A 25,692-nucleotide genomic window follows, 5' to 3' on the forward strand; every position below is an offset into this window, starting at 1 on the left:
ATGGACGCCGACGCCGCCGACCGTGCCTTCGCCGCGACCGTCGCCCGCGCGAGGATGCAGCCGCTCCTCCCGTGCGGCGACGTGGACGAGATTGCCGACTTCTGGACCGCGCTCGGGCTCGAGCGCCGATACCGGCAGATCCGACCGAATCCGTACCTCGTGATGAGCGCCGGCGGCTTCGAGCTGCACTACTACGGGATGCCGGAGTGGAACCCCGACGAGAGCCACTCGACCTGCATGGTGCTGGTGCCGGATCCACGACCGCTCCATGAACGGTTCCGCGCGGGACTGCGCGATCGCTACGGCCGCGTGCCGAACTCGGGAGCGCCGAGGATCACGCGGCCGCGTGAACGCGCCAACAACGGCGGACTCTCGGGGTTCAGCCTGATCGATCCCGCCGGGAACTGGGTCCGCGTGACGCGGGCTCCCGACGGCGAACCCGATGCCGGAGACGGCGAGCGCACGACCTGGACGAGCACCGCCGGCAGCCCCCTCGGGCGGGCGCTCGAGAACGCGGTGGTCATCGGCGACTCGCACGGCGACCCCGTGCAGGCCCGGCGGGTGCTCGACGGGGCGCTGCGCCGCAGCGACGAGACGGCCTCGGCAGAGGGCGGCACCGAAGATCGGGCGCGCGCGCTCGCATATCTCATCGAACTGGACCTGCGCCTCGACGACCGCGCCGCCGCGGATGCGCGGATCGCCGAACTCGAGCGGATGCCCCTCGACGACGCGGGAGTCGTCGAGGCGTCCCTCATCGCCGCCCGGGACGCGATCGCGGACGCCGAGGGCTGACCCCCGGCATCCGCGATCCGTCCGCCGCGCCCGTCAGGGCGCCGCGATCAGGAGAAGAACGCGTTCGCCCGCTTGCTCCAGAGCAGCAGCAGGCCGATCAGCGGGAACAGCGCCGAGAACAGCCCGGTCCAGAACGACCCGACGGTCATCAGCCAGATGCCGGTCGCGATGTTGATCACGAAGATCACCGTGACGATGATGCGCGCGACGTTCGACCCGCGGAACAGGCCCAGGCTCACGATGATGGTGACGATGCCGAGGATGATCGCCCAGACCCCGGCGCCGAAGTTCCCGCCGCCGGGCAGGATCTGGAACAGCCCCGAGATGATCTGCAACGCACCCGAGATCCACGCGAGGACGGCGACGAGCGTCACGCCTCCGGGTCGGTCTCCAGCCATAATGCAACCCTTCCACCCGGCGGGCGCGGATCGCCCGCATGTCGCCACCGTACTCCCGCGAGGGATGCTCAGGATGCCTCGGCACGCGCGTGCCCGGCATCGGAAGCCGAGCCGGGCCTCGGCGGTCCGGGCTCACGCTCGGCGCAGCCCTCGCTTCGCAGGGCCTTCCAGCAACGCGCCGTCGGGCGCGAACCGCGACGCGTGCGCCGGGCAGTCCCACGTGCGCTCGGCGTCGTTCCAGGTCACGATCGCGCCGAGGTGCGGGCAGACGCCCGACACCCGGCAGGTGCGACCGTCGACCGTCGCGACCGCCGCCGGGACCGGCGAGCGTCCGATCCGGCCGACGCTGCCGACGCCCTCGGGCGGTGGCGACGGCGACCTGCCCGCGAGCGCGCGACTCCAGCCGACGGCGTAGTGCTTGGCGACCGCGGCGTTCATGCCCACGCCCGCCGCGAAGGCCTGCGGAGTGGTCACCCGGTGCCGCAGCGTGCGCGCCCAGTCCGGCAGGTCACCCAGCAGGTCGGCAGCGAGCGTGAGCGCGCACTGCACGGCGTTCGTCATGCCCCACTTGTCGTACCCCGTGGCCAGGAAGATGCGGCCCCGGCCGCGAGGCATCCATCCGACGAACGGCACGCCGTGCGGCGTCTCGTAGTCCTGCGCGCTCCAGCGCGCCAGCGGCACCGCGTCGGGCCAGGTCGCCCGGGCCCACCGGTCGAGCGCGTCGGCTCGCGACGCCGGCGACGGATGCCGCCCCACCTCGTGCCCGTACCCGCCCACGAGCAGCAACTCGGGTCGCTCGTCGCCGAGATCGGGGTTCGGCGCGGTGCGGATCGACCGCGTCGGCTCGTCGACGCTGAGGTACATGCCCTGCGGCAGCGGGGCATCCGTTCGGTAGGCGGCGACGTAGGAGCGGTGTGCGCGCACCTTCGCGAACGCGAGCCCCCGGTCGAGGACGGGGATGCCGGTGGCGAGCACGAGGCGGTCGCACGCGAAGCCGCCGGCCGTGGTGTGCACCGTCAACGCCCGATCGAGCAGGGCGCGATCACGGTGCGCACCGGTCAGCCGGATGCCGGTCCGGATGACGCCGCCCAGCGAGCGGAACTCGGCGGCGAGCGCGGCGAGCACGTCCATTGGGTCGAACTGCGCCTGGTCCGCGAGATGCAGGGCGCCGTGCACTCGGAACGGCAGGTCGAGCGACTCGGTGAACCGCACCGGAAGCCCGGCGGCGAGTGCGGCGTCGTGCTCGGCCTCGAGCGTCGCGCGGCCAGCCTCGCCGGTCGCGAAGCTCACCGCCTCGCGCCGTTGCGCCGGGATGCCCCGCGACTCGAGGAACCCGAGCAGCCAGGCCCGACCGGCGAGGTTCGCATCGACGTACGCGTGCAGGACCGCGTCGGAGGTACGCCGGCGGACCCGCTGGAGATGCGCGCCCTGCAGCAGGCTCAGCTTGGCGGTGGTGTTGCCGGTCGCGACGGCGCCGACGTCGCGCGCCTCGAGCACGCAGACCGTGCGGCCCTCGCGCGCCAGCAACAGGGCGGTGACGAGTCCGGTGAGACCGGCGCCGACGACGATCTCGTCGAAGCGCCTGGGCGCCTCCGGGCCGTCGACCTCGATCGGCGCGGCATCCGCTCGCCACAGCGATGTGCCGACGGGCGGCGCCGCCGTGATCGTGACCATGACGGCACGTTAGGGAGGACCGACTCGAACGACAATGGGCTTGCATTCGCCGAGGTGACGGCGTACGCCGCCCGCTCGGTCGCGTCAAGCCCCGTGCGGCCCGGCCGTCCGTCGACCTACCGTGCCCGCATGGTGCAGATCGGATACAAGCTCGCCGCCGAGGGCTTCGGGCCCGCCGAACTCGTCCGCCAGGCCCGGCGCGCCGAGGAGGTGGGGTTCGACTTCGTCGAGATCAGCGACCACTTTCATCCGTGGCTCGACGTGCAGGGCCACTCGCCGTTCGCGTGGTCGGTGCTCGGCGCCATCGCCCAGGCGACCGACCGGGTCGGGCTCGCGACGGGCGTGACGTGTCCGTTCCTGCGCTATCACCCGGCGATCATCGCGCAGGCGGCGGCGACGGTGGCGCTGCTCAGCGACGGACGCTTCACCCTCGGCCTCGGCGCCGGCGAGCGCCTCAACGAGCACGTGGTCGGGCGCGGGTATCCGGCCGTCGCGCAGCGGCACGACATGCTGCGCGAGTCGATCGAGATCATCCGCCTGCTCTGGGAGGGCGGGTACCGGTCGTACGAGGGGACCTACCTCGACCTCGAGGACGCACGGGTGTTCGACCTGCCCGACGTGCCTCCCGCCATCGCAGTCGCGGCGAGCGGACCGGAGTCGGCCGCGGTCGCCGCCGAACTCGGCGACGGCATCTTCGCCGTCGAACCCGACGCCGACCTCGTCGACACGTACGAGCGCTTGGGCGGCAGCGGCCCGAAGTACGGCGAGGTCGGCCTCGCCTGGGCACCCACCGCCGACGCCGCGATCGAAGCCGCGTGGAAGACGGCCCGCTGGAGCCTCACGGGATGGAAGGTGATGAGCGAGCTGCCGAACCCGGTGAACTTCGAGGCGGCGAGCGCGTACATCCGCCGCGAGGACGTCGCCGAGCAGCTCAGCGCCGGGCCCGATCTCGGCGCCCATGTCGACGCGGTCCGCCCGTTCGTCGACGCCGGATTCGACCGGGTCGCGCTGATGAACCTCGGCCCAGACGTCGACGGATTCCTCGACGTCTTCGAGTCGGACCTCGGCGAACGGCTGCGAGCGCTGAAGCCGAGCGCGTCGAGCAAGCCGAGCGCACCCGCCACCTGACCCGCCCGCCGCCGACCACGCGCACCCTGACCAGCTCGACCGAAGACCAACCCCACCGAAGGAGGCATCCGACATGGAACCGCTCCGCGTCCTCGCCCTGAACTGCACGCTCAAGCCGTCACCGGCCGAGTCGAGCACCGAGGTGCTCGCGCGCCAGGTGCTCGACCTCTTCGAGGCCGACGGCGCACGGACCGAGATCGTGCGCATCGTCGATCACGACGTGAAGCCGGGCGTCGAGGCCGACATGGGCGACGGCGACGAATGGCCGGCGATCCGCGAGCGGGTGCTCGCCGCCGACGTGCTGCTGCTCGCGACGCCGACGTGGATGGGGCATCCGTCGAGCGTCGCGCAACGCGTGCTCGAACGCCTCGACGCCGAGATCGCGGAGACGGATGCCGAGGGCCGGCCCCTGCTCGCCGGCAAGGTCGCCGCGGTCGCGGTGACCGGCAACGAGGACGGCGCCCACGCGATCATCGCGGATGTGCTCCAGGCCCTGGTCGACGTCGGGTTCTCGGTCGCCGCCCAGGCCTCGACGTACTGGAACGGCGAGGCGATGCAGAAGACCGACTACAAGGACCTGCCCGAGACCCCGGAGGCCGTCGCGACGACCAACGGGCTCGTCGCCAGGCACAGTGCGCACCTCGCACGGGTGCTGAAGGCTTCGCCCTATCCGGCGCCGCCCGCGGAGTCGTGATCGTCTCGGGAGTCGTGATCGCCTCGGAGCTCGCGCAGCAGCGCCCGCAACGCGGCTGCCACGGTCTGCCGCACCACGTCGGCCGGCTCGCCATGGAACCGATGGCGTTCGGAGCGGATGCCTCCCGCCCCGCCGCAGGCCACGAAGACCGTGCCGGCGGGCTCGCCCTCCTCTGGCCCCGGACCACCCGCGCCGGTGACGGCGACCACGACGTCGGCGCCGAGCGAGTCGAGCGCGCCGCGAGCCATCTGCTCGGCCGCCCGCGCCGTCACGACCGGTCCCGGATCGACTCCGAGCAGCCCGAACTTCACCGTCGACTCGTACGCGACGATCGACCCGGCGAACCACTCCGAGGCATCCGGCGCCTTGCCGAGCGCCGCGGCGATCTGCCCGCTCGTCAGTGACTCTGCGGCGCCCGCGTGCACGCCCGCGGCGAGCGCGGCCTCAGCGCACGCGGTCGCGAGCCCGTCGAGGTCGGCAACGTCGCCGGCGCGAGGCATCCGCTATCGTCCCGGCGAACCCGCGTCGGTGACGCCGACATCGGTGCGGTGGAAGTTCTGGAACGAGCGCGACGCGGTCGGCCCGCGCTGCCCCTGGTAACGGGAGCTGTACTCGGCCGAACCGTACGGCTTCTCGCTCGGCGATGACAGCCGGAAGAAGCACATCTGGCCGATCTTCATGCCCGGCCACAGCTTGATCGGCAGCGTCGCGACGTTCGACAACTCGAGGGTGACGTGCCCCGTGAATCCGGGGTCGATGAAGCCGGCGGTCGAGTGGGTGAGCAGCCCGAGGCGGCCCAGCGAGCTCTTGCCCTCGAGTCGCGCCGCGACGTCGTCGGGCAGCGTCACGGCCTCATACGTCGACGCGAGCACGAACTCGCCCGGGTGCAGGATGAACGCCTCCTCGGGCTTCACCTCGATGAGGTGCGTGAGCTCGGGCTGGTCCTCTGCCGGGTCGATGAACGGATACTTGTGGTTGTCGAACAGCCGGAAGTACCGGTCGAGCCGCACGTCGATGCTGCTCGGCTGCAGCATCGACGGATCGGACGGCTCCAGACGGATGCGTCCGAGTTCGAGTTCGGCCCTGATATCGCGATCGGAGAGCAGCACGGGAGCCAGCCTACCGACGGGCGGTCCGCCCGGCGGTCGAGGAGCGAAGCCCCCGCCCGGCGGTCGATCAGCGAAGCCCCCGCCCGGCGGTCGAGTCGCGAAGCCCCCGCCCGGCGGTCGAGTCGCGAAGCGTATCGAGACCTCAGTGCGGCGGCCGGAGCGCCTCGTCCGAGGCGAGCGCCGTGGACGCCTGGCATCCGAGTTCTCCGGGCTCCAGTTGCACGCTCGACACGTGCAGGCGTTCGACCGTGCCGTCGTGCGCGCGGAGCAGGAGGCAGTCGTCGGGCGTTCCCATCGCCAGGCCGATCCGGTCGCCGTCGCGTTCGACGAGGACCTCGGCGGTGACCTCGCGCTCGCCCGTCGGCTGGTCGAGTCGCGACGTGATCTCCGCGGCGAGCGCCGGCGCAGGTGCATCGGCTTCGGCGCCCGCGAGCACCTCGGTCGCGACGGCCTCGGCGTTCGCCGGCACGACGATGATCGGCCGGGTGTCGGGTGCCGGCGTCACCGTCTCGAGCGGCTCGGGGCAGTCGACCGGGCGCGCGATGCCCGCATCGTCGTCCCACCCCGCGGTCGGACCCCACCTGGTGAGATCGATGCGCAGGCACCGCTCGGCCGTGCGTTCGTCACCGTCGGCGAAGCGGTGCGTCGTGCTCGCGAGCACGAGGGCGCCGACCGGTTCGTCCCACTGCTCCGCGTCGGATGCCTCGACGCCCACGAGCCGCAGCGCCGTGGCGTAGTCGGGCGAGCCGGGATCGAGCATCCCGTCGGGCTCGGCGCTCACCCCGGTGTCGGCGAGGAGCGGCACCGCCCGGCGCGCGTACTCCTGGATCGCGTCGACCGGATCGTGCAGGCCGACCTCCTGGGCGATGCCCGAGATGTCGCGTGCGACCTGCGCCGCGTCCGCCTGGAGTCCGCGGTCGAGCCGGCCGTCGCCTCCGGCACCCGCGATCGCGGCGCATCCGCCCAGGCCGACGAGCGCGATCGCCACCCCGGCCGACGCGGCGCCCGTGAAGATTCCCCTGCTCACCCGCATGGGGCCAGCCTGCCGCAGGTCGCATGCCGGCGGCGGCATCGCGACGGCCGAGGGCCGTCTCCGTCGAGACGTGCCGGCGATGCGGCGGATCCGGCATCCGTTGCTAGCATGGTCAACGCTGCATCCCACGGATGCCGCTCGCCGATGTAGTTCAATGGTAGAACTTCTGCTTCCCAAGCAGACAGCGCGGGTTCGATTCCCGTCATCGGCTCCGTCCGACGCTTCGCCGCCTCGTCCCGAGGCGTGCGCGTCAGCCCTTGCCCATCTGCTCCGCCTCCGCGCGTGTCTCAGCGAGCGATTCCTCGAGGATCACTCGCAGCGCGTCCCGGTCGACCCCGGTGAGCCGGGTCAGGTAGAGGCAGACCTTGCTCGACCGGTGCGGGCCGAGGTGCTCGAACAGCTCTTGCCGACGGTTTGCGAACTCCATCGGCAGGTAGACCGTGTGCTGCCGTGGCCCGGGCGCGAAGGCGAGCAGCGGCGAGCGCCCGCCGTGCCCGCTCTCGTAGCGATACTCGTACTCGCCGAACCCGACGATGCGGCCGGCCCAGACGACCGGTTCCTCGCCGCTGACGTCGGCGAAGAGGCGCAGGAGTTCATCGGCCTCGGCACGACGCGGGCCCGTGGCACGGTCGAGCACGACCTCGGCGGGCAGGTCCGACGGGGACATCGCGGGCTGCGTCTCGGCCATGTCGACTCCTCGAGATCGATCGGATGCCCCACGCTACCGCGCACCGCCGTCACGCCCGCCGCGGACCGGACGACCGGCGCGCGCCGCGTACGATCGTCGGTCAGCGCCGACGCGCCAGCACGATTCCGTCGACGAAGGTGATCGCCTCACCGTCGGGTCGCGCCCCCTCGCGCTCGCGGACCTCGGCCACGACGACCTCCCAGGCGGCGGGGTCGAGCGCCAGCGCGGCGAGGTCCTCTGAGGGCGTCGGAAACTGGTGCCCCTCGTGCGATCGCCCATGCTCGGCGGCCGCCGATCCGGCGGGGGGTTCGGCGTGGGCCGTGATCAGGATGCTCCCGCCGGGGGCGACGAAGCCGGCCCCGCGTCTCAGGATCTCGTCCCGGGGAATCTCCGCAGGCCAGGACTGCAGGAACGACGCGGTCACGAGGTCGAACCGGGCGTCGGTCGTCCAATCGGCGAGGTCGGCCGCCTCGAGCGTCACGCGCTCACGGGGGATGCCCGCCGCGTCTGCGGCATCCCGGGCCCGTGCGATCGCGGTCGGCGACAGGTCGACGCCCGTCACCTCCCAGCCGTTCGACGCGAGCCAGACGACGTCGCCGCCCTCGCCGCAGCCGAGATCCAGCGCACGGCCGGGCGGCATCGCCGCGGCGACCTCGGCGAGGACCGCGTTCACCCGGCCGGTCCAGACGCGCTCCTCGTCGGCGTAGCGCGCCTCCCAGAACTCGGCGACCGATTGGTCGTGAGCAGGGTGATCGTTGCCGGGGTGATCGTGAACGGCGTCGGTGTGCGGCATCCGACCACTCCACCCCCGGCATCACCCGGGACGCAACCCGGATTGCCGAACCGGCAACCGAGCTACGCCGCGTCCCGGAGGAACGGCGCCTCGCGCATCCCGTCCGCGTCGAGCGTCACCACCGTGGATTCCTCGATCTCGACGAACGCGCCAGGCAGGTCGGTCAACGGCTCCGACACGACGACGCGCGCGCCCGCGTCGAACACGCGCAACCGCTCCATGTCGGGATACATCGCCTGGAGCGTCGCCATGTCGGCCGAGGCGAAGAGCGTCCGGGTGCGGTGCATCGTCGAGTAGCGGAACGCCCACATGGTCTGCCCATCGGAGACGGCGAACGTGCCCTGCACCGCGTCGCGGATGCCGTGGGCGTCCGCGATCTCCTCGATCCGGCGGACCGCCCGACCGAGCCCGGCGACCGGGTCGTCCTGCAGCCCGTACGTGATCGCCAGGTAGAACACGAGCTCCGAGTCGGTCGTGCCGTGCACGAGCGGGAACAGCTCGGGATCGAGCGCGAGCATCAGGTCACGCCGCATGCGCGAGAGATGCGCGAGCGCGCCGTTGTGCATGAACAGCCACTTCCCGTGACGGAACGGATGGCAGTTGGTCTGCTGGATCGGCGGGCCCGCCGCCGCCCGCACGTGCGCGAAGAACAACGGCGACTCGATCGCCCGCGTCAGCTCGCGCAGGTTCTCGTCGTGCCACGCCGGCTCGATGCTGTGGAACAGCGCCGGCTCCACCGCCGACCCCGGCGGCGCGGCATCCGTCATCGGATACCAGCCGACGCCGAACCCGTCGCCGTTGACCGGCTCGGCACCGAGCGGCGAGTTCAACGACTGCGCGACGAGCGAATGCCTGGTGTCGAGGATCAACAGCGCGGGGCGGATCGCCGCCCCCGAATACGCCAGCCACCGGCACATCTCGAACCTCCTCCGGTCGGCGCGACCTCGGCGCCCGCTACGCCGCGGGCGTGGAGCACCTCGCGCTCTGGGTCATCTTCTCCCTGGCCTGTTCGACCGACCACGGCAGCTCGATCAGCGGCTGGGCCTGCCCTTCCGCGGCGGGCAGCTTCGACGCGATGGACGCCAACGCGAACGACGCCTCGCGGATGAAGTCCTGCCCCGAACTGGAGTTGTTCACCGAGATGACGACGGTGAGGCCCGTCTCGGGGTCCGAGAAGGCCGCGGTCAAGACGCCGACGGTCGCGCTCGCGGTGCCGCGCAGCGGCCCGTACTGCGTGCCGCCGATACCCTGCGAGACCCACGGCGCCGCGCCGGGAACCAGCTCCGTGGCCCACTGCTCGCGGTACGAATGCTCGCCGACGAGCGCGCCGCCCGCGTTCGCCTGGGCGAGCACGACGGCGTCGTCGAGCGACGACACGAGACCGGATGCCTCCCCGCCCATCGAACTCGACTGCCGCGAGTCGTCGACGCGCGCCGCGCAGTCGGGAGCGCCGTCGGCGCCGGGCGGCGACACGTACGCGCCGATCACCCCGTCCGGCGCGACGGTGTCGGCCGCGGGCAGCTCCGTGTCCTCGAGGTCGAGCGGCTCGAGCACGTACTGGCGGACCAGGTCGTTCCAGTCCCGGTGCGACGCGCGCTCGAGCGCGACCGCGAGCAGCAGCAGGCCCGTGTCGGAGTACGAGTACAGCTGGCCGGGCGCGCCCACCCGGTCGCGTGCGACCCCGGCCGAGATCAACTCGATCCGCGACCACACCCGCTCGGGGTTGTGGATGAAGTGGGCGTACAGCGACGGGCGGTAGTCGGCGAGTCCGGACTCGTGGCTGCAGAGCTGCTCGAGCGTGATCCCGTCGAGACCGGGCATGTCGTCCACGTACTGTCCGACCTGGTCGTCGAGTGCCACGGTGCCGGCATCCACGAGGCGCATCAGCAGCAGGCAGGTCACCATCGACGACACGCCCGCCATCCGGAACCTGCTGTCCGGGGTCGTCGTCGCGGCGCCCTCGTCGAAGCCGACGACGCCGACCGCGCCCGACCAGTCGCCGGCCCACGGCGCGGAGACGGATGCCACTCCGCCGCTCGACCCGCTCAAGGCCACGGCGTCGACGAGCACCTGCTGGAGCGCCGCCGCCGGATCGCCGGTCACCTCGGCGTCGACGCCGTCGTAGCGTGCCGCCGGATCGACCGATCCGCCGGTGCATCCGGACAGCGCGAAGACGGCAGCGACCATCGCCGCGATCGCCGCGATCCCCCTGCGGCGTCGATCCCCCGATCGGCCCACGCAAGCCCCCCTTGCCGGTTTTCGCCGATTCTAACCCGCGCGGATGACCTCCCCCGTCACCCTCGAGGAGGAGATCCGGCAGTCCGGGCCGGACGGTGCTCAGCCGCCCGGCACGCGGCCGATCTCGCGCAGCGCGCCCGACATGAACCGCTCGACGTTCGGATCGACGATGATGTCGTTCGGCCGCAACGGTCGCGACAGGTACAGCCCCTCGAGGCTCGTCAGCCGGCTGAGCGCCACGTAGGTCTGCCCCGGGCTGAAGACGCGGGCGCCCAGGTCGACGATCGCCGTGTCGTAGCTGGCGCCCTGCGACTTGTGGATCGTGACCGCCCACGCGAGCCGCAGCGGGAACTGCGTGAACTCGGCGACGATCTCCTTCTCGAGGCGCTTGCGCCCCGCGTCCCACGAGTAGCGGTATTTCTCCCAGGTCGCCGGTTCGACCTCGTGCTCCTCGCCGTCGACGGCGACCCGCACCTCGCGCGCCAGCGACGTCACCGTGCCGATCGTGCCGTTCACCCACCTCGGCCCGTCGCCGCGCACCATCGTGTCGTTGCGGAGGAACATCACCTGCGCGCCGACCTTCAGCTCGAGCCGCTCCTCGGCGGGGAACGCGCGGCCGCCGAAATCGCCGTTCACATCCGCCTCGTTCGCCTGCGACTGCCCCGGCAACCGGTGCAGCTGGGTGCGATTGATGCGGTTGACCGCGTCGTTGCGCGTCGCGAGGGTGATCGCGCCGTGCTCGGGAAGCGGCCGCCGAGCGCCCGTCGTGTTGAGCACGCCCGCGATCTCGGCGGTCACCATGCCGTGGCGGACCGCGTTCAGCATGTGCTTGAACGCGTCGTCGTGCTGCCGGTGCACCTCGCCGAGTTCGTAGATGCGCAGGGATGCCTCGTCCCACACCTTCGCGTCGAAGAACCAGAGCGAGCGGTACGTGTCCTGGAAGTACCGCCGCTCGTCGCCGTCCCCGGGCACCGGTGCGAGCTGGTACGGATCGCCGAAGAGCACGACCTGCGCACCGCCGAACGGTTCGGTCGGCCGCTGGCGCGCCTGCCGGAGCGACCGGTCCATGGCGTCCATCAGGTCGGCGTTGACCATCGACACCTCGTCGACGACGAGCGTGTCCATGGCGTTCAGGATCTTGCGGACCGCGTCGTTCTGCTCGATGTCGTGGTCGGCGATGAGCCCGATCGGCAGGCGGAACAGCGAGTGGATCGTCTGTCCGCCGACGTTCAGCGCGGCCACGCCGGTCGGTGCGCAGATGACGATCTGCTTCTGCGTGTGCCAGTTCAGGTGCGTGAGCAGCGTCGACTTGCCCGTTCCGGCACGACCCGTGACGAACACGTGCTCGCGCGTGTGCTCGATCGCGTCGAACACCGCCGCCTGCTCCGGGGTCAGGGTCACGTCGGGCACGGTCAACTGTAACCCCGCGTTCCTGGCGCGCGGCGGAGCATCCGACCGGCCGTGGACACCGTCGCGACGCCTGTGGACAGGAGCTCACAAGGCTCGGAATCGGCTCAGGCCCTCCGACATAGACTTGGGCGGGTGGGGAGCCGGACGGATCGCAGCGGGCGCGTGTCGTGGCTCGCCGTGCTCGGCTGGACCGGCCTCGCAGCCATGCTCGTCGGGGCGTTCTTCGCCGCGCTCGGCTCGCTCAACCAGACGGTCTACGGCGCGTCCAGCTTCGTCGAGCGCTATCTCGAGGCGATCGCGGAGGACGACATCACCCGTGCGGCCACGACGCCGGGCGTCGCGCTCGACGCCGAGGAGCTGGCCGCGGCGGGCCTCCCCGCCGACATCTCGACGGCCATGCAGCGATCGGGCGTCGTGGAGAGCGGCCCGGAGGACATCCACATCGTCGAGGAGGTCGCAAACGACGACGGCACGCGAACCGTCACCGCCACCTACCGCCTGCAGGCCGCGATCATCACGACGACGTTCGACGTCCGCCCGATCGACCCGCTGTACGGCGTGCTCAACCGCTGGGAGTTCGAGACCAGCCCGCTCGCGATCGTGGACGTGACCGCCGCGCACCATCCGTTCTTCACCGTCGGATCGCTCACCCTCGACACCCGCGCCCTCAAGACGGGCGACGAGTTGGCCGCGTTCGTGCAGACGACGCCGTACCTCGTGATCGCCCCGGCGGTCTACTCGTTCGACTACGACGACGAACTGCTGACCGCGCAGGAGGTCGAGCTCGCCGTCGAACCGTCGACGCGTACCGCCGTCACCGTCGACGCGCAGGCGACGCCGGTGTTCGCCGAACGGGTGCAGACGCAGGTCGACCAGTTCCTGCAGAATTGCGCCGACCAGGTGACGCTCTACCCGACGGACTGCCCCTTCGGCATCGACATCTCCGACCGGGTCATCGGCGACCCGGCATGGTCGATCTCGGCGTTCCCCGTCGTCACGCTCGTCCCCGGCGAATCGGCCTTCGAGATGCCTGCCACTGCGGGCGTCGCCCACATCACCGTCGACCTCCAGTCGCTCTTCGACGGCGACGAGTTCACCTTCGAGGAGGACCGCACGTTCACGATCGCGCTCGACGCCCGGATCAGGGCCGACGGCTCGATCGCCGTGCAGCTGAAGTAGCGGCACCCCCACCGGTGATCGAGTAGGGAGCGCAGCGACCGTATCGAGATCGAGTCGCTCGGCCTCGAGACGCCTTTTCGGCGCTACTCGCCGGCGCGCGCCCGATCACGGTCGGCGATCGCCTGCAGCCTGGCGTTGTACTCCTCGAGTTCGGCGTCGCCCGTGCGGTCGGCGTGGCGGTCGCGGCGCCTCGACTCCTTCTCGTCGGCGCGCGACCACTGGATCGCGACCGCGATCGCGAGCGACACCGTCGGGATCTCGCCGATCGACCAGGCGATGCCGCCCCCGACCTGCTGGTCGACCAGCGCGTCGGTGCCCCACCCCATCGCGCCGTACCAGTCTGCGAGCATGAGCCCCTGGCTCAGCATGATCGACAGGCCGAAGAACGCGTGGAACGCCATCGTCGCGAGCAGCAGCACGAGCCGGAACGCGTACGGCAGCCGGTACGGCACCGGGTCGATGCCGATGAGCGACTGCACGAAGAGGTATCCGGTGATCAGGAAGTGGGCGATCATCCACTCGTGCCCGAGGTGGTCGATCATCGTCCAGCGGTACAGCGGCGAGTAGTAGAACACCCAGAGGGATCCTGCGAACAGCACGGCCGCGACGATCGGGTTCGCGATGATCGACGCGAACTTCGAGTGCACGGCGAGGAGGATCCACTCGCGCCCGCCGCGGCTGCCGTCGGCACGGGGCCGGATGGCGCGCGCCGCGAGGGTCACCGGGGCACCCGGTACGAGGAGCACCGGGATGCCCATGGTCAGCAGCATGTGCCCGAGCATGTGCGCCGAGAAGAGGTACTGCTCGTACTGCGCGATGCCGCCCGACGTCACCCACGCCAGCAGCAGCATGCCGGCGACCCAGAGGACGGTGCGGTACACGGGCCACGCATCGCCGCGGCGGCGGAGCCGCAGGACACCTGCGACGTAGAAGAAGATGCCGAACCCGGCGGCGAGCAGCCAGATCAGGTCGGGCCGCCACTCCGTGAAGTACCGCCAGAAGTCGGGGACGGGCGGCAGCGGCTCGCCGGTGAGGATCTCCGCGGGGGTGCGGGCGAGGCTGCCCGCGGCATCCTCCGAGACCGGCGTCGCCGTCCGCGCGAGCGCGGCAGCGACTCCCGACGCGACGCCCATGAAGCCGAGTTCGATGACGACCAGCAGCCAGAACGGCCCGCGGATGCGGTCGCGATCGCCGGATGCCTCGGCCCGAGTGATCCTCCCGATGAGCCAGCGCCGCTGGAGCGCGCCGAACAGTCCGAGCACCACGAGCGCCGCGACCTTCGCGATCACGAGCGCGCCGTACGGGGTCGTGAGCTGCGGCCAGTCGCCGATCCGCAGCGCCGCGCTCGTGTACCCCGAGATCGCGACGACGATGAACGAGACGAGCGCGACCGTCGAGTACCGCGCGAGCACGACCGGCAGGCGATCGACGAGCTTCGACTGCAGCAGCACGATGGTGACGAGGCCGCCGAGCCAGGCCGCGGCGAACACGAGGTGCAGGCCGAGCGCCGTCACCGCGATGCCGTGTCCGGCGGCCCCCGCGGCGTGGCCCTGTTGCGCCAGCGGCACGAGGCTCACCGCTGCGAGCACCGCGACGAACACGAGCGCCGTGTGGTTGCGGACCGCGAAGCACAGCACCGTGACCACGGCGGCCACGAGCGTGGTCGTCAGCCACGCCTGTCCGAGCTCGATGCTCGTGAGGAACTGGCCGAGCTTCTGCCCGAAGACCTCGGTGAACTCGACGGACTCGCCCGTGACGCTCAGGAACGTGAACAGCGCCGTCGCGGCACTCGCGACCGTCATCACGGCAGCGGATGCCGCGGCCACGTCGAGTGCACCGTCGAACTCGCGCTGCTTCGGCGAGAGCGCCCAGATGGCGAGCACGAGTGCGCCGATCATGCCGGCGGCGCCGAGGTTCACGAGGAGCTTGGCGACCGGCAGTCCGTACCGCACGACCGGCCCGGGATCCTGCAGCTGCAACGGCGCCGCTCCCCCGCCGACCGCCAGGCCCGCAAGCGTCGCGACGACGGCGACGGCGATGAGCACGGCGGGGCCGAGGACGCGGACGGAGCGGGGCACCGCACAAGCCTAGGCGAGCCGGCTGGGAGCCCGCGCGGACGCGAGAGGGCGGGCGGCCGAAGCCGCGCGGACGCGAGAGGGCGGGCGGCCGAAGCCGCCCGCCCTCTCGGACTCGTGCGCTCGGACTACTTCGCGGCAGCCTTGAGCTTCGATCCGGCCGAGACTTTGACCGAGTACCCGGCGGGGATCTCGATGGTCGCACCGGTCTGCGGGTTGCGACCCGTGCGCGCAGCGCGCTTGGTGCGCTCGACGGCGAGCCAACCCGGGATCGAGACCTTGGTGTCCGAGCCGACCGCCTCGGCGAGCGACTCGAAGAGAGCGCCCAGCACGGAGTCGACGGTGGCCTGGCTCTGCCCGGTCGACGCGGCGATCTTCGCGACGAGCTCGGTCTTGTTCAGCGACTTGTCAGCCATTGAATGTCCTCCTCGGACGTTCGCTGCATCACACAGCACTTTGTTGAAGAACTCGGGAACGATCGTTCAACCGCCCCCGCGGCCGATCAGGCCGCCTCGAATGTAACAGAGATCCGCGGAATCACGCGGATTTCCCGCCCATTCGGGCACCTTCGCACCGGCGTGTCGGGCTCGAACGGCCCGTCGAGCCTCCATCGACCCGCCATTCCTCGGATGCCCCCGCGTGCGAGTTCCATCCAACGGTGCGGCCTCTTCGACGCACGTACGGGCGAAACTCGCACGCGCAGGCAGAACCCGCACGTGATCGGGGGATTCGGTGGATGCGAGCGAGTCGACGGCGGGGAAGCAGAAGAGGGGCGCCCCGGAAACCCGGGACGCCCCTCTTCAGGAGTTCGTGCTTACCAGCTCGACTTGGTGATGCCGGGCAGCTCACCACGGTGCGCCATGTCGCGGAAGCGGACACGCGAGACACCGAACTTGGTGAGCACGCCACGGGGGCGGCCGTCGATGGCGTCGCGCGAACGCACGCGGATCGGCGAGGCGTTGCGGGGCAGCTTCTGCAGGCCCACGCGAGCGGCCTCACGCGACTCGTCGGTGCCGTTCGGGTCCACGAGGGCCTTCTTCAGCTCGAGGCGCTTCGCGGCGTAGCGGTCGACGACCACCTTGCGCTGCTCGTTGCGCGCGATCTTGGACTTCTTCGCCATGTCTTAACGCTCCTCTCGGAAGTCGACGTGCTTGCGCACCACGGGGTCGTACTTCTTGAGCACGAGACGGTCGGGGTTGTTGCGACGGTTCTTGCGGGTCACGTAGGTGTACCCGGTGCCTGCCGTCGAACGGAGCTTGATGATCGGACGGATGTCCTGCTGCTTGGCCATTAGAGCTTGACCCCCCGAGCCAGGATGTCCTTGACGACGGACTCGATGCCGCGCGCGTCGATCACCTTGATGCCCTTGGCGGACACGTTCAGGGTGACGTTACGACGAAGCGACGGGACGTAGTACGTCTTCTTCTGCACGTTCGGGTCGAAGCGGCGCTTCGTCCGGCGGTGCGAGTGCGAGATGTTGTGTCCGAAGCCGGGAACGGCTCCGGTCACCTGGCACACTGCTGCCATTGTTCTTTCCTCCAGTACCGAGGGGCGGACGCCCCTCCCAAGGTCTCTTGTCTGCAGGCGGATCCCCCCGCTTTCGCGGCTAGATACCGGGGATTCGTCTACGAACCGGGCAGTGGAAGTGCCCAGCCAAACGTCGAGTCTATCAGACGGGCCGGTCGCGCCCGAATTCGCTCCGCGTTCAGGAGGTGAGCGAGCCGACCCACTCCTGGTTCGCCGCGATCCACTTCTCGACGATGGGGCCGTAGTCGTCGGTGTCCTCGGCGTTGAACAGTTCGTTCTCGAGCGAGTAGAGCAGGTCGCTGTCCATCTCGAAGTCCTTCAGCCAGCCGCTGAGGGTGGGGAAGTTGTCCTCGAAGCTCTTGCCGCCGAACGAGTGGATGCCCTCGGCTTCGCCGAGCGCGCCCTCGGGGTCGGCGAGGTCCTTCACGGGGAAGGCGTCGTACGCCCAGTGCGGGCGCCAGAGGGTGACGGCGATGTTCTCGCCCGCGTCGGTCGCGGCCTTCAGTTCGGCGAGCATCGCCGGGGTCGACGACGTCGTGTACTCGAAGTCCTCGAGGCCGTAGGTGGGGATCACCTCGTCCTGCGTGACGCGCGTGAGACCCGCGCCCGGCTCGATGCCGATCAGTCGGTCGTCGAAGAGGTCGGCGTTCGCGGCGAGCTCGTCGAGCGTGTCGACGGGGGCGTCCTCGTTCACCGCGATGGTGAGCTGCGCCTCGTCGTTCCAGGCGCCGAGGTCGACGAGCTCGTCGCCGTACTGCTCGATGTAGTCGGCGTGCGTGATGGGCAGCCAGGTGTCGAGCACGACGTCGTAGTCGTCGTCGCTGAGGCCCTGGTAGACGGGTGCGACGTCGGCGTACTCGAGTTCGACGTCGTAGCCCTGCTCCTCGAGCACGGCCTTCCACAGCTCGGATGCGGCGATGCCCTCGTCCCATCCGTTGAACACGGCTATGGTGAGGTCCTTGCGGTCGCCGTTGTCGAGGGTGTCGGCTTCGGCAGCGCCGGTCGCGCAGCCGCTCAGGACGAGTGCGGATGCCGCTCCGAGCGCGACGAGTCCGGCCTTGGTGCGATGGTGCATGGTGGGTTCCTTTCCTCCCGCGGGCTGTGGTCGCGGGTGCTGGGGATGTCCCGCGCGGACGCGCGGGAACGGGCGACGGATGCTCCGCGCCCGGGTTCGGGGGCAGGTCAGACGTTCGCCGTGGCGCGGGCGGGGGCATCCGCCGACGTGTCCGTCGTCTGCTCGCGGGACTCGCGCTTCGGGCGGCGGCGCAGGCCGCCGGCGAACGCGCCCGTGATGCGGTCGAGGATGACCGCGAGGATCACGACCGAGAGGCCCGCCTCGAAGCCGAGTGCGATGTCGATGCGGTTGAGGCTGGCGACGACGTCGCCGCCGAGGCCGCCGGCGCCGACCATGCCCGCGATGACGACCATCGACAGCGACAGCATGATGACCTGGTTGACGCCGGCCATGATCGACGGCATCGCGAGCGGCAGCTGGATCTGGCGGAGGATGCGCCACGGCGACGATCCGAACGCGTGCCCCGCCTCGACGACCTCGCGGTCGACGCCGCGGATGCCGAGTTCGGTGAGGCGCACGCCGGGCGCCATCGCGAACACGATGGTCGCGACGATGCCGGGGACCACGCCGACGCGGAAGAGGATGAGCGCCGGGATCAGGTATACGAACGCCGGCATCGTCTGCATGAAGTCCAGGATCGGCCGGATGATGCGCGACGCGAGGTCGCTGCGGGCGGCGAGGATGCCGAGCGGCACGGCAACGACCACGGCGATCGCGCTCGCGACGAGCACGAGGGCGAGCGTGTCCATCGCGTTCTCCCACTGGTCGATGCCGACGATGACGGCGAGGCCGATCGCGGATCCGAGCGCGAGCTTCCAGCCGCGCAGCCACCAGGCGAGCGCGGCGATCGCGACGATGACGACCCAGGACGGCGGGGTCGAGAGGATCCAGTCGACGGCGTCGTAGGCGGCGAGGAAGATCGTGCGGAGGACGTCGAAGAACCCGCCGAGCAGGTCGGTGACGACGTCGACGGTGGTCTCGGCCCAGTCGCCGAGGGGGAGGCGCAACTCGTTCATCGGGCACCTCCCGCGACGGCGGCGGCCGCTTCGACCGCGGGCGCAGGCTCATCAGTCTCGGATGCCTCGTGATCGGGCGCCCCGGCAACGGACACCCCGGGTTCCGGTGCGCCAGGCACGGATGCCTCGGGTTCGACCGTCTCGCGCAGGGTCGCGGTGATGACCTCGACCGGCACGGTCACGGGCGGCTCGACGACGGGGAGTTCCATCGTCGAGGTCGACACGTTGCCGAGCGCCGCGAGCAGCGTGACTCTGGGAACCGCCCCGACGAGCCGGCCCTGGTCGTCGACGACGGCGAGCGGCATCGCGCTCTGCGCGGCGCTCTCGAAGAGGTCGCTGAGGTGCTGGTCGGGTGCGACGGTCTCGTGGTCGTGCCGGATCGCGGGTTCGAGCGACCGTTCGCCGCGCCGCACGAGGCGCAGCACGTCTCGGTCGTGGGCGACGCCCACGAGTCTGCGGCCCGACGTCACGACGAACACCGTCGAGGTCTGCAGGTCGCGCATCGTGCGCAGTGCGGCGCGCGGTCCCGACGAGAGCGAGACGAGCGCCCGCGGCGCCTCCATCACGTTGCCGGCGGTGAGCACGCGGGCGCGGTCGACGTCGGCCACGAACTGGGCGACGTAGTCGTCGGCGGGGTCGGTGAGGATCTCCTCCGCCGTGCCGAGCTGCACGATGCGGCCGTCGCGCATGACCGCGATCCGGTCGCCGAGGAACATCGCCTCGTTCAGGTCGTGGGTGATGAAGACGATGGTCTTGCCGAGCTCCTGCTGGAGTTCGACGAGCTGCTCCTGCATCTCGCGACGGATCAGCGGATCGAGCGCCGAGAACGCCTCGTCCATGAGCAGGATGTCGGTGTCGGCCGCGAGGGCGCGGGCGAGCCCGACGCGCTGCTGCATGCCGCCCGACAGCTCGGCGGGCAGCTTGCGGCCCCACCCCGCGAGACCGACCCGGTCGAGCACCCGTTCGGCGCGCGCCCGGCGCTCGGCGGCGGGAACGCCCTGGATCTCGAGGGCGTAGGCGGCGTTGTCGAGCACCGTGCGATGGGGCAGCAGGGCGAAGTGCTGGAAGACCATCGACACGTGGTCGCGCCGGGTGCGGCGCAGGCGCTTGGCGGGGACATCCGTGATCGGCTCGCCCATGACCCGGACGGAACCGGCGGTGGGTTCGAGCAGGCCGTTGAGCATGCGGATCAGGGTCGACTTGCCGGAGCCCGAGAGCCCCATGACGACGAAGATCTCTCCCTGGCGCACGTCGAAGGTCGCGTCGACGACGGCGGCGGTGCCGAGGGCGGCGACGTCCTGGCGGGATGCCCCGGCGCGGAGCCGCTCGAGGGCTTCCGCCGGGCGGCGGCCGAAGAACCGGGTGAGGCCCGACACCTCGATGGCGGGCGGGCGGTACCGCTCCGGGATGGGCGGCTGGGCGTGGGTCGCCGCGATGGTCTCAGCGGCTGCGGCGGGTTCGGGGGTTCGGGCGGGGGTGCCGGGCTGTGGCATTGCGGGCTGCTCCGTCGAGCGCGTCCGGTGGCGCTGCGGGGTGCAGGGGCAGTCGCCGGGACGTGCTCGGGTTGTGCCGGGTGCCGGTGATCCGGGAACCGGGGCTCAAGCGCGTTCGGGGGGCCGAACGGGCGAACCCGGGTTCCAGCGCGCACCGCCATGGGGACGGCGCACCACACCGGGACCGTACGTCCTCGCGGCGGCCGACGGGTCGGCTGACGGGAGGACGCGGACGGGGTTTTCAGGTCGTGCAGGACCGTCTTCCACGCTATCCACAGGTTCGGGCCGATCCCAAACCGAGCGTGCAGAAATCCGTTTGATCAGGGATTCTGCGTCACCGTCCTCCGCGAGAGCAACGCGGCGACGAGGAAGCACAGCGCGCCGATCGCGGTGCCGGCGTTGGCTGCGAGTTCGTCGCGGAGTTCACCGGTCTCCGGGATCACGTACGCCCCGATCGCCGAGACGCCGAACGCGATCGAGCCCAGCAGGTTGAGCCCCGTCCCGTGCCAGGTCCGCGCGTCGCGATCCCACAGCCGCCCTCGATCGCGCGCTGCCGCGACCGCGAGCCCGCTCGACACGAGGAACGCGACCGAACCCCAGGCATCCGGGCGCCATCCGACGCCGACGTCGTCGGGCCGCGCGATCGCCGCGGCGAGCGCGGCCGCGGTCGACACGTTGAACAGCAGCGTCCCGACGAACTGGATCGCCGCCGCCCACCAGTCGGCCCGGTCGGCCGCTCCCATCCGCGAATCGGGCACCTTCCGGCCGCTGAGCGCGAGCTGGATGAACGCGGCGGCGGTGAAGCAGACCGACCCGACGAAGAACGTCGCATTCGTCGCGACGGCGCCGACCGCGCTCGCGTACCAGGGCAGCGCTCCGACGAAGAAGCAGGCCGACCCGATGATGAAGCCCCACGCCTCCCGGCGCAGCCGCCTGGCCGTCGGCGAAGCGGCTGCGCCGTTCGTTGCGGCATCCGCCGACGCTGCGGCATCCGCCGGGTCGGTCGGCGTCGTCATCTCAGTGGTGGAACGTCGGCCCGAGCCCCGGATGCGGCATCGGGGCGTCGAGCGAGTCGAGGAAGTCCGTCTCCTCCTTCACGTCGCGCAGCAGGTCCTCAGCGAGGTCTCGGCTGAGCCCGTTGCGGCACACGATCCGCATCACGGTCTGGTCGGACTGGTCGCCCGACAGCGGATACGCGGGGACGAGCCATCCCTTGATCCGGAGCCGTTCCGAGAGGTGGTAGAGCGTCCACTTGTCGGTGTGGCCGGGCGTCAGCCGCCAGGCGAAGACCGGGATGTCGCTGCCGTCGGTGAGGAGCTCGTACGCGTCGATCTCGCCGATCGCGTGCGACAGGTAGCGGGCGACGTCCTGCGAGGTCTGCTGGATCGTGGTGTACCCGGCCCGTCCGAGCCGGAGGAACCGGTAGTACTGCAGCAGCACCTGCGCGCCCGGGCGCGAGAAGTTGATCGCGAACGTCGGCATCGAGCCGCCGAGGTAGCTCACCCGGAACACGAGGTCGTCGGGGAGGGCGGCGACATCACGCCACACGACCCAGCCGACACCCGGATAGACGAGGCCGTACTTGTGACCTGACGTGTTGATCGACTGCACCCGGTCGACGCGGAAGTCCCACACCAGCTCCGGCTGGAGGAACGGCGCGATCATGGCACCGGATGCCCCGTCCACGTGGATCGGGATGTCGAGCCCGGTCTTCGCCTGGATCTCGTCGAGCTTCGCCGCGACCTTCGTGACCGGCTCGTACGCGCCCGTGTACGTCACGCCCATCAGCACGACGACCCCGATCGTGTGCTCGTCCACGACGTCTTCGAGCCCGGTGCCGTCCATCAGCGGGTGCGCGTCGGAGGTCGGGATGAAGCGCATCTCGACGTCGAAGTAGTTGCAGAACTTCTCCCAGCACACCTGCACGGCCGAGCTCATGACCAGGTTCGGCTTCTCGGTCGACTTGCGCGCTGCTCGCCGGGAGTGCTGCCATCGGCGCTTGAGCGCGAGGCCGCCGAGCATGCAGGCCTCGGACGAGCCGATGGTGGACGTGCCGATGACGTCGTCGCGGTCGGGAGCGTTCCAGAGGTCCGCGAGGATCCGCCAGCAGTACTCCTCGATCGACGCCGTCGCGGGGTACTCGTCCTTGTCGATCATGTTCTTGTCGAACGCGTCGTGGTACAGCCGGTCGGCGTACTCGTCCATCCACGTGCCGACGAAGGTCGCCAGGTTGAGTCGGGCGTTGCCGTCGAGCATGGACTCGTCGTGCACGATGCGGTACGCCGTCTCGGGCAGCATCGGCCCGTCGGGAATCGTGGTGTGGCGGGCGCTCGATGACTCCCCCGGACGGCTGAACGTCGGAATGAGCGCGGCATCGTCGGACATGATGGACCCCCTCGTCGCTGCCGGCTCCCCCCGAGCCGGCCCGACGCCGACCCTAGTCGGATACGCGTCGTGAGGGAACCTCGGATTCCCGCGTCGCCGTGCGCGCGCTCAGGCCTGCAGGGCCGTGCACTTCTCGCACAGCCCGAACACGTCGACCACGTGGGCCGCAGCGGTGAAGCCGTGCTCGCCGGCGACCCGGCGCGCCCAGGCCTCGACCTCGTCGGCCTCGATCTCGACCGTCAGGCCGCAGTTCCGGCAGATGAGGTGGTGGTGGTGGCCGGTCGTGGAGCACGCGCGGTACAGCGCCTCGCCGTCGGGCGACTGCAGCGAGTCGGCCTCGCCGGTGGAGGCGAGGTCGCCGAGCGCGCGGTACACCGTCGCCAGGCCGATCGGCGACCCGCTCGCGTGCAGCGCCGAGTGCAGCCGCTGCGCGCTGATGAACCCCTCGGTGCCGTCCAGGGCCTCCCGGACGGCCTCGCGCTGCCACGTGTTGCGCTTCATGCGATGCGTGCTTCCTCTGCGGTCTCGACGGGGATCCGTCGCGCCCTCCACGGTACCCGCCTGAGCTGGGAGACACCCAGAGCGATCGCGAAGCATCCGGTTGCAGCCAGCGCGATGCTCGGTCCGGCGGCGACGGCGAACGCGCGCGACGCGAGCACGCCGAGGATGCCGGATGCCGCGCCGATGACCGGCGCCGCGAACAGCACGCCGCGGTAGGAGCGGACGACCAGCTTCGCGGCCGCCGCCGGCGCGGCGATGAGCGCGATCGCGAGGATCGCGCCGACCGCGGGCAGCGAGCTCACCACGGATGCCGCGATCAGCGCGAGCACGAGCAACTCGACCGGCCACTCCCGGAATCCGGCGGCGCGGAACCCGGCCGGGTCGGCCGTCGAGAACACGATGCGCGGGCCGAACGCGACGACCACCACGACGGCGGCGAGCGCGACCGCCGCGGCGAGCGCGATGTCGGCGTCGGTGACCGTGAGGATCGATCCGACGAGCAGCGACTCGGGGCTCACGGGCAGGCCGGGGATGGATGCCTGCAGCAGCGCCCCCGCCGCGAACCCTCCGGTCAGCACGATGCCCGCCGCGACCTGTGCGCCCTGGCGGCGGATGCGCGCGATCCCCAGCATGATCGCGACGATGACGACCGCGGCGACCGCGGCGCCGAGCGGCACGCTGAGCCCGAGCGCGGCTGCGGCGACCGCGCCGGGGTACGTCGCGTGCGTCAGCGCCTGCGCGAAGAACGTGCGCTTCCGCAGCACGACGAGGGCGCCGACGAATCCGGCGCCGGCGCCGATGATCACGGCGGCCAGCAGCGCGCGCTCGAAGTACCCCATCAGCGCGCCTTCCCGACGGTGACCCGCCCGGCCGCCCACGCCCCGAGCAGCACGAGCGCGTACCCGAGGACGAACACCGCGACGATGGTCGCGCCGGCCGGCAGGTCCACTCCCCCGCCGACGGATGCCCCGTAACCCACGGCGAGGCCGAGCCACGCGGCGAGGGCAGCGAACACTGCGGCGACGGGGAACAGCATCCACAGCCGGTCGGTGACGAGGCGCGACACGGCGCCGGGCACGATGAGGAGCGCGAGCACCAGCAGCGTGCCGACGGTCGACGCCGCGGCGACCACCACGAGCGCCACCGCGCAGTTGAGCACGAGGTCGAGCACGAACGCGCGGTCGCCGGCGGCCCGGCTGCCGCGCGCGTCGAAGGCGCGGAAGAGTTGCTGCTTGAGCGTGAGCACGACGGCGGCGAGCGCGACGAGGCTGACCACGACGAGCGGCACGACCTCGGCCGGCGGGATCGTCAGCACCCGCCCGAAGAGCAGGGCCTCGAGCTGGCCCGCGTAGTCGTCGCTGCGGGAGACGACGATGACCCCGACGCTGAACGTCGCGGTCAGCACGATCGCGATCGAGGCATCCGACGTCACGCCGGCCCGCGCCAGCCAGGTGAGGATGACGGCGCCCGCCAGGGCCGCAACGGCGGCACCGGGCAGCAGCCCCTGGGTGCCCGCGACCGCGAGGCCGATCGCGAGGCCCGGGAACACCGCGTGGGTGAGCCCGTCGCTGATGAACTCGAGGCTGCGCAGGTTGACGAGCACGCCGACCACCCCGGCCACGACCGCGAGCACGAGCATCACGCCGAGGGCGCGCGCCATGAACGGCAGCTCGAACGCCCCGAAGAGCGACTCCCAGATGCTCATGCGCGCGGCGCCTCAGTGGCCCTCGTGGCCCGGCACCACGAGGGTGTGCTCGTCGATCTCGATCTCGGTGCCCGCGAAGCAGGCCTGCAGGTTGTCGAGCGTGAGCACTCGGTCGACCGGTCCGTGGGCGAGCTGCTCGCCGTTGACGAGCACGACGGAGTCGCAGACGAGTCGGGCGAGATCGAGGTCGTGCGTGGAGACGATGACCGCCACCCCACCCTGCTTGAGCCCTCGCAGGGTGTCGATGAGCGCGTCGCGGTTCTGCTGGTCGAGGCCGTTGAACGGCTCGTCCAGCAGCAGCAGTCGCGGCTCGGATGCCAGGGCCCGCGCGAGCAGGCCGCGCTGGCGCTGCCCGCCCGAGAGATCGCCGAAGCGCCGCTTCGCCAGGTCGCCCAGCGCGACCGCTTCGAGCGCACCGCGCACGGCGGCGCGGTCGGCCCGCCCGGGCCAGCGGAAGAGGCCGAGCCGCCGGTATCGGCCGAGCATGACGACCTGCTCGAGGCTGATCGGGAATTCGGGGTCGAGGTCGCTCGACTGGGGCAGCAGCCCGATCATGCCGAGCGGTGCGAGGGATGCGCCCTCGAATTCGACCCGACCGGCGGTGAGCGGCACCAGCCCGAGCAGGCCGTTGAGCAGCGTCGACTTGCCGGCCCCGTTCGGGCCGATGAGCGCGAGCGCCTCCCCCGGTGCGAGGTCGAAGTCGAGGTCGTGGACCCCTGCGCCACCCGGGTGGGTGTAGGCGGCCCCGCTCAGTCGCAGCACGGGCCGATCGGTCATCC

28 protein-coding genes and 1 tRNA gene are annotated in these 25,692 nt (G+C 71.3%); 5 read left to right on the forward strand and 24 right to left on the reverse strand.

The genetic code is table 11. From position 1 onward, the window contains the following. The gene (locus ELQ40_RS18110; protein ID WP_205649380.1) at positions 1-792 is read left to right on the forward strand and encodes a hypothetical protein; all 792 of its coding nucleotides are present in this window, start codon (positions 1-3) and stop codon (positions 790-792) included. A 47-nt stretch (positions 793-839) separates the two neighbouring features. On the opposite strand, the gene ELQ40_RS18115 is transcribed toward ELQ40_RS18110, so the two are convergent. Together ELQ40_RS18115 and ELQ40_RS18120 are read right to left on the reverse strand one after the other, a co-directional pair. Beyond that, complete coding sequence (locus tag ELQ40_RS18115; protein ID WP_127794944.1) at positions 840-1,190, reverse strand: hypothetical protein; 351 nt, start codon at positions 1,188-1,190, stop codon at positions 840-842. 132 nt (positions 1,191-1,322) lie between these two features. Further along, on the reverse strand, positions 1,323-2,864 hold the full coding sequence (locus tag ELQ40_RS18120) for an FAD-dependent oxidoreductase (RefSeq protein ID WP_127794945.1): 1,542 nt from the start codon (positions 2,862-2,864) through the stop codon (positions 1,323-1,325). A 129-nt stretch (positions 2,865-2,993) separates the two neighbouring features. Here ELQ40_RS18120 and ELQ40_RS18125 point away from each other — a divergent pair, with 129 nt between their 5' ends. Continuing rightward, positions 2,994-3,992 carry a TIGR03557 family F420-dependent LLM class oxidoreductase gene (locus ELQ40_RS18125; RefSeq protein ID WP_205649381.1) on the forward strand — a complete coding sequence of 333 codons (999 nt, stop codon included), beginning with the start codon at positions 2,994-2,996 and terminating at the stop codon, positions 3,990-3,992. A 73-nt stretch (positions 3,993-4,065) separates the two neighbouring features. Then, positions 4,066-4,686, forward strand: coding sequence for a flavodoxin family protein (locus ELQ40_RS18130; RefSeq protein ID WP_127794946.1), 621 nt, complete (start codon positions 4,066-4,068; stop codon positions 4,684-4,686). On the opposite strand, the gene ELQ40_RS18135 is transcribed toward ELQ40_RS18130, so the two are convergent. From ELQ40_RS18135 to ELQ40_RS18145, 3 genes are all read right to left on the reverse strand, one after another. Next, positions 4,659-5,186 carry a CinA family protein gene (locus ELQ40_RS18135; RefSeq protein WP_127794947.1) on the reverse strand — a complete coding sequence of 176 codons (528 nt, stop codon included), beginning with the start codon at positions 5,184-5,186 and terminating at the stop codon, positions 4,659-4,661. The genes ELQ40_RS18130 and ELQ40_RS18135 overlap by 28 nt on opposite strands. Before the next feature lie 3 nt (positions 5,187-5,189). Beyond that, positions 5,190-5,795 (reverse strand): dCTP deaminase, encoded by a 606-nt coding sequence (gene dcd, locus ELQ40_RS18140; protein ID WP_127794948.1) that lies wholly within the window; start codon positions 5,793-5,795, stop codon positions 5,190-5,192. Positions 5,796-5,937: 142 nt separating this feature from the next. Beyond that, complete coding sequence (locus tag ELQ40_RS18145; protein WP_127794949.1) at positions 5,938-6,828, reverse strand: hypothetical protein; 891 nt, start codon at positions 6,826-6,828, stop codon at positions 5,938-5,940. A 140-nt stretch (positions 6,829-6,968) separates the two neighbouring features. On the opposite strand from ELQ40_RS18145, the gene ELQ40_RS18150 reads away from it, so the two are divergent. Continuing rightward, a tRNA-Gly gene (locus ELQ40_RS18150) sits at positions 6,969-7,039 on the forward strand. A gap of 39 nt (positions 7,040-7,078) precedes the next feature. On the opposite strand, the gene ELQ40_RS18155 is transcribed toward ELQ40_RS18150, so the two are convergent. The 5 genes from ELQ40_RS18155 to ELQ40_RS18175 all read right to left on the reverse strand — a co-directional run bounded on the left by ELQ40_RS18155 (position 7,079) and on the right by ELQ40_RS18175 (position 11,963). After that, complete coding sequence (locus ELQ40_RS18155; protein WP_127794950.1) at positions 7,079-7,516, reverse strand: DUF1801 domain-containing protein; 438 nt, start codon at positions 7,514-7,516, stop codon at positions 7,079-7,081. Positions 7,517-7,616: 100 nt separating this feature from the next. Then, a complete protein-coding gene (locus ELQ40_RS18160; protein WP_127794951.1) occupies positions 7,617-8,309 on the reverse strand; it encodes a bifunctional 2-polyprenyl-6-hydroxyphenol methylase/3-demethylubiquinol 3-O-methyltransferase UbiG in 693 nt (230 codons plus the stop codon). 62 nt (positions 8,310-8,371) lie between these two features. Next, positions 8,372-9,226, reverse strand: coding sequence for a class II glutamine amidotransferase (locus tag ELQ40_RS18165; protein ID WP_127794952.1), 855 nt, complete (start codon positions 9,224-9,226; stop codon positions 8,372-8,374). 37 nt (positions 9,227-9,263) lie between these two features. Next, positions 9,264-10,496, reverse strand: a complete 1,233-nt coding sequence (locus tag ELQ40_RS18170; RefSeq protein WP_127794953.1) for a serine hydrolase — start codon at positions 10,494-10,496, stop codon at positions 9,264-9,266. Positions 10,497-10,646: 150 nt separating this feature from the next. Next, positions 10,647-11,963 (reverse strand): ATP-dependent RecD-like DNA helicase, encoded by a 1,317-nt coding sequence (locus ELQ40_RS18175; RefSeq protein WP_370296499.1) that lies wholly within the window; start codon positions 11,961-11,963, stop codon positions 10,647-10,649. Between the two features lie 126 nt (positions 11,964-12,089). On the opposite strand from ELQ40_RS18175, the gene ELQ40_RS18180 reads away from it, so the two are divergent. Next, a complete protein-coding gene (locus ELQ40_RS18180) occupies positions 12,090-13,136 on the forward strand; it encodes a hypothetical protein (RefSeq protein ID WP_127794955.1) in 1,047 nt (348 codons plus the stop codon). A gap of 83 nt (positions 13,137-13,219) precedes the next feature. On the opposite strand, the gene ELQ40_RS18185 is transcribed toward ELQ40_RS18180, so the two are convergent. The 14 genes from ELQ40_RS18185 to ELQ40_RS18250 form a co-directional block, all read right to left on the reverse strand. Continuing rightward, on the reverse strand, positions 13,220-15,214 hold the full coding sequence (locus tag ELQ40_RS18185) for a cytochrome c oxidase assembly protein (RefSeq protein WP_127794956.1): 1,995 nt from the start codon (positions 15,212-15,214) through the stop codon (positions 13,220-13,222). A 125-nt stretch (positions 15,215-15,339) separates the two neighbouring features. After that, entirely contained in the window at positions 15,340-15,627 is a 288-nt protein-coding gene (locus tag ELQ40_RS18190; protein WP_127794957.1) for an HU family DNA-binding protein, read from the reverse strand. Between the two features lie 398 nt (positions 15,628-16,025). Beyond that, a complete protein-coding gene (gene rpsN, locus ELQ40_RS18195) occupies positions 16,026-16,331 on the reverse strand; it encodes a 30S ribosomal protein S14 (protein WP_127794958.1) in 306 nt (101 codons plus the stop codon). 3 nt (positions 16,332-16,334) lie between these two features. Then, positions 16,335-16,502, reverse strand: coding sequence for a 50S ribosomal protein L33 (rpmG, locus tag ELQ40_RS18200; protein ID WP_021760158.1), 168 nt, complete (start codon positions 16,500-16,502; stop codon positions 16,335-16,337). Then, positions 16,502-16,738 carry a 50S ribosomal protein L28 gene (gene rpmB / locus ELQ40_RS18205; protein WP_127794959.1) on the reverse strand — a complete coding sequence of 79 codons (237 nt, stop codon included), beginning with the start codon at positions 16,736-16,738 and terminating at the stop codon, positions 16,502-16,504. Before rpmB ends, rpmG begins: the two co-directional genes overlap by 1 nt. A gap of 178 nt (positions 16,739-16,916) precedes the next feature. After that, positions 16,917-17,813, reverse strand: a complete 897-nt coding sequence (locus ELQ40_RS18210) for a glycine betaine ABC transporter substrate-binding protein (protein WP_127794960.1) — start codon at positions 17,811-17,813, stop codon at positions 16,917-16,919. Between the two features lie 107 nt (positions 17,814-17,920). Then, entirely contained in the window at positions 17,921-18,829 is a 909-nt protein-coding gene (locus ELQ40_RS18215; RefSeq protein WP_127794961.1) for a proline/glycine betaine ABC transporter permease, read from the reverse strand. Further along, a complete protein-coding gene (locus ELQ40_RS18220) occupies positions 18,826-20,322 on the reverse strand; it encodes a glycine betaine/L-proline ABC transporter ATP-binding protein (protein ID WP_127794962.1) in 1,497 nt (498 codons plus the stop codon). The genes ELQ40_RS18215 and ELQ40_RS18220 overlap by 4 nt, the downstream gene beginning before the upstream one ends. Positions 20,323-20,642: 320 nt before the next feature. After that, positions 20,643-21,338 (reverse strand): hypothetical protein, encoded by a 696-nt coding sequence (locus ELQ40_RS18225; RefSeq protein ID WP_240665863.1) that lies wholly within the window; start codon positions 21,336-21,338, stop codon positions 20,643-20,645. Position 21,339: 1 nt separating this feature from the next. Continuing rightward, positions 21,340-22,707: a glutamate decarboxylase gene (locus ELQ40_RS18230; RefSeq protein ID WP_127794963.1), complete on the reverse strand. Its 1,368-nt coding sequence runs from the start codon at positions 22,705-22,707 to the stop codon at positions 21,340-21,342. A 108-nt stretch (positions 22,708-22,815) separates the two neighbouring features. After that, positions 22,816-23,208 (reverse strand): Fur family transcriptional regulator, encoded by a 393-nt coding sequence (locus ELQ40_RS18235; RefSeq protein ID WP_127794964.1) that lies wholly within the window; start codon positions 23,206-23,208, stop codon positions 22,816-22,818. After that, on the reverse strand, positions 23,205-24,047 hold the full coding sequence (locus tag ELQ40_RS18240) for a metal ABC transporter permease (RefSeq protein WP_127794965.1): 843 nt from the start codon (positions 24,045-24,047) through the stop codon (positions 23,205-23,207). The genes ELQ40_RS18235 and ELQ40_RS18240 overlap by 4 nt, the downstream gene beginning before the upstream one ends. After that, complete coding sequence (locus tag ELQ40_RS18245; protein ID WP_127794966.1) at positions 24,047-24,913, reverse strand: metal ABC transporter permease; 867 nt, start codon at positions 24,911-24,913, stop codon at positions 24,047-24,049. The genes ELQ40_RS18240 and ELQ40_RS18245 overlap by 1 nt, the downstream gene beginning before the upstream one ends. 12 nt (positions 24,914-24,925) lie before the next feature. Then, complete coding sequence (locus ELQ40_RS18250) at positions 24,926-25,690, reverse strand: metal ABC transporter ATP-binding protein (protein WP_127794967.1); 765 nt, start codon at positions 25,688-25,690, stop codon at positions 24,926-24,928. Positions 25,691-25,692 lie beyond the last annotated feature (2 nt).

The sequence above is a fragment of the Agromyces sp. LHK192 genome (genome assembly GCF_004006235.1).
Classification (GTDB): Bacteria; Actinomycetota; Actinomycetes; order Actinomycetales; family Microbacteriaceae; genus Agromyces.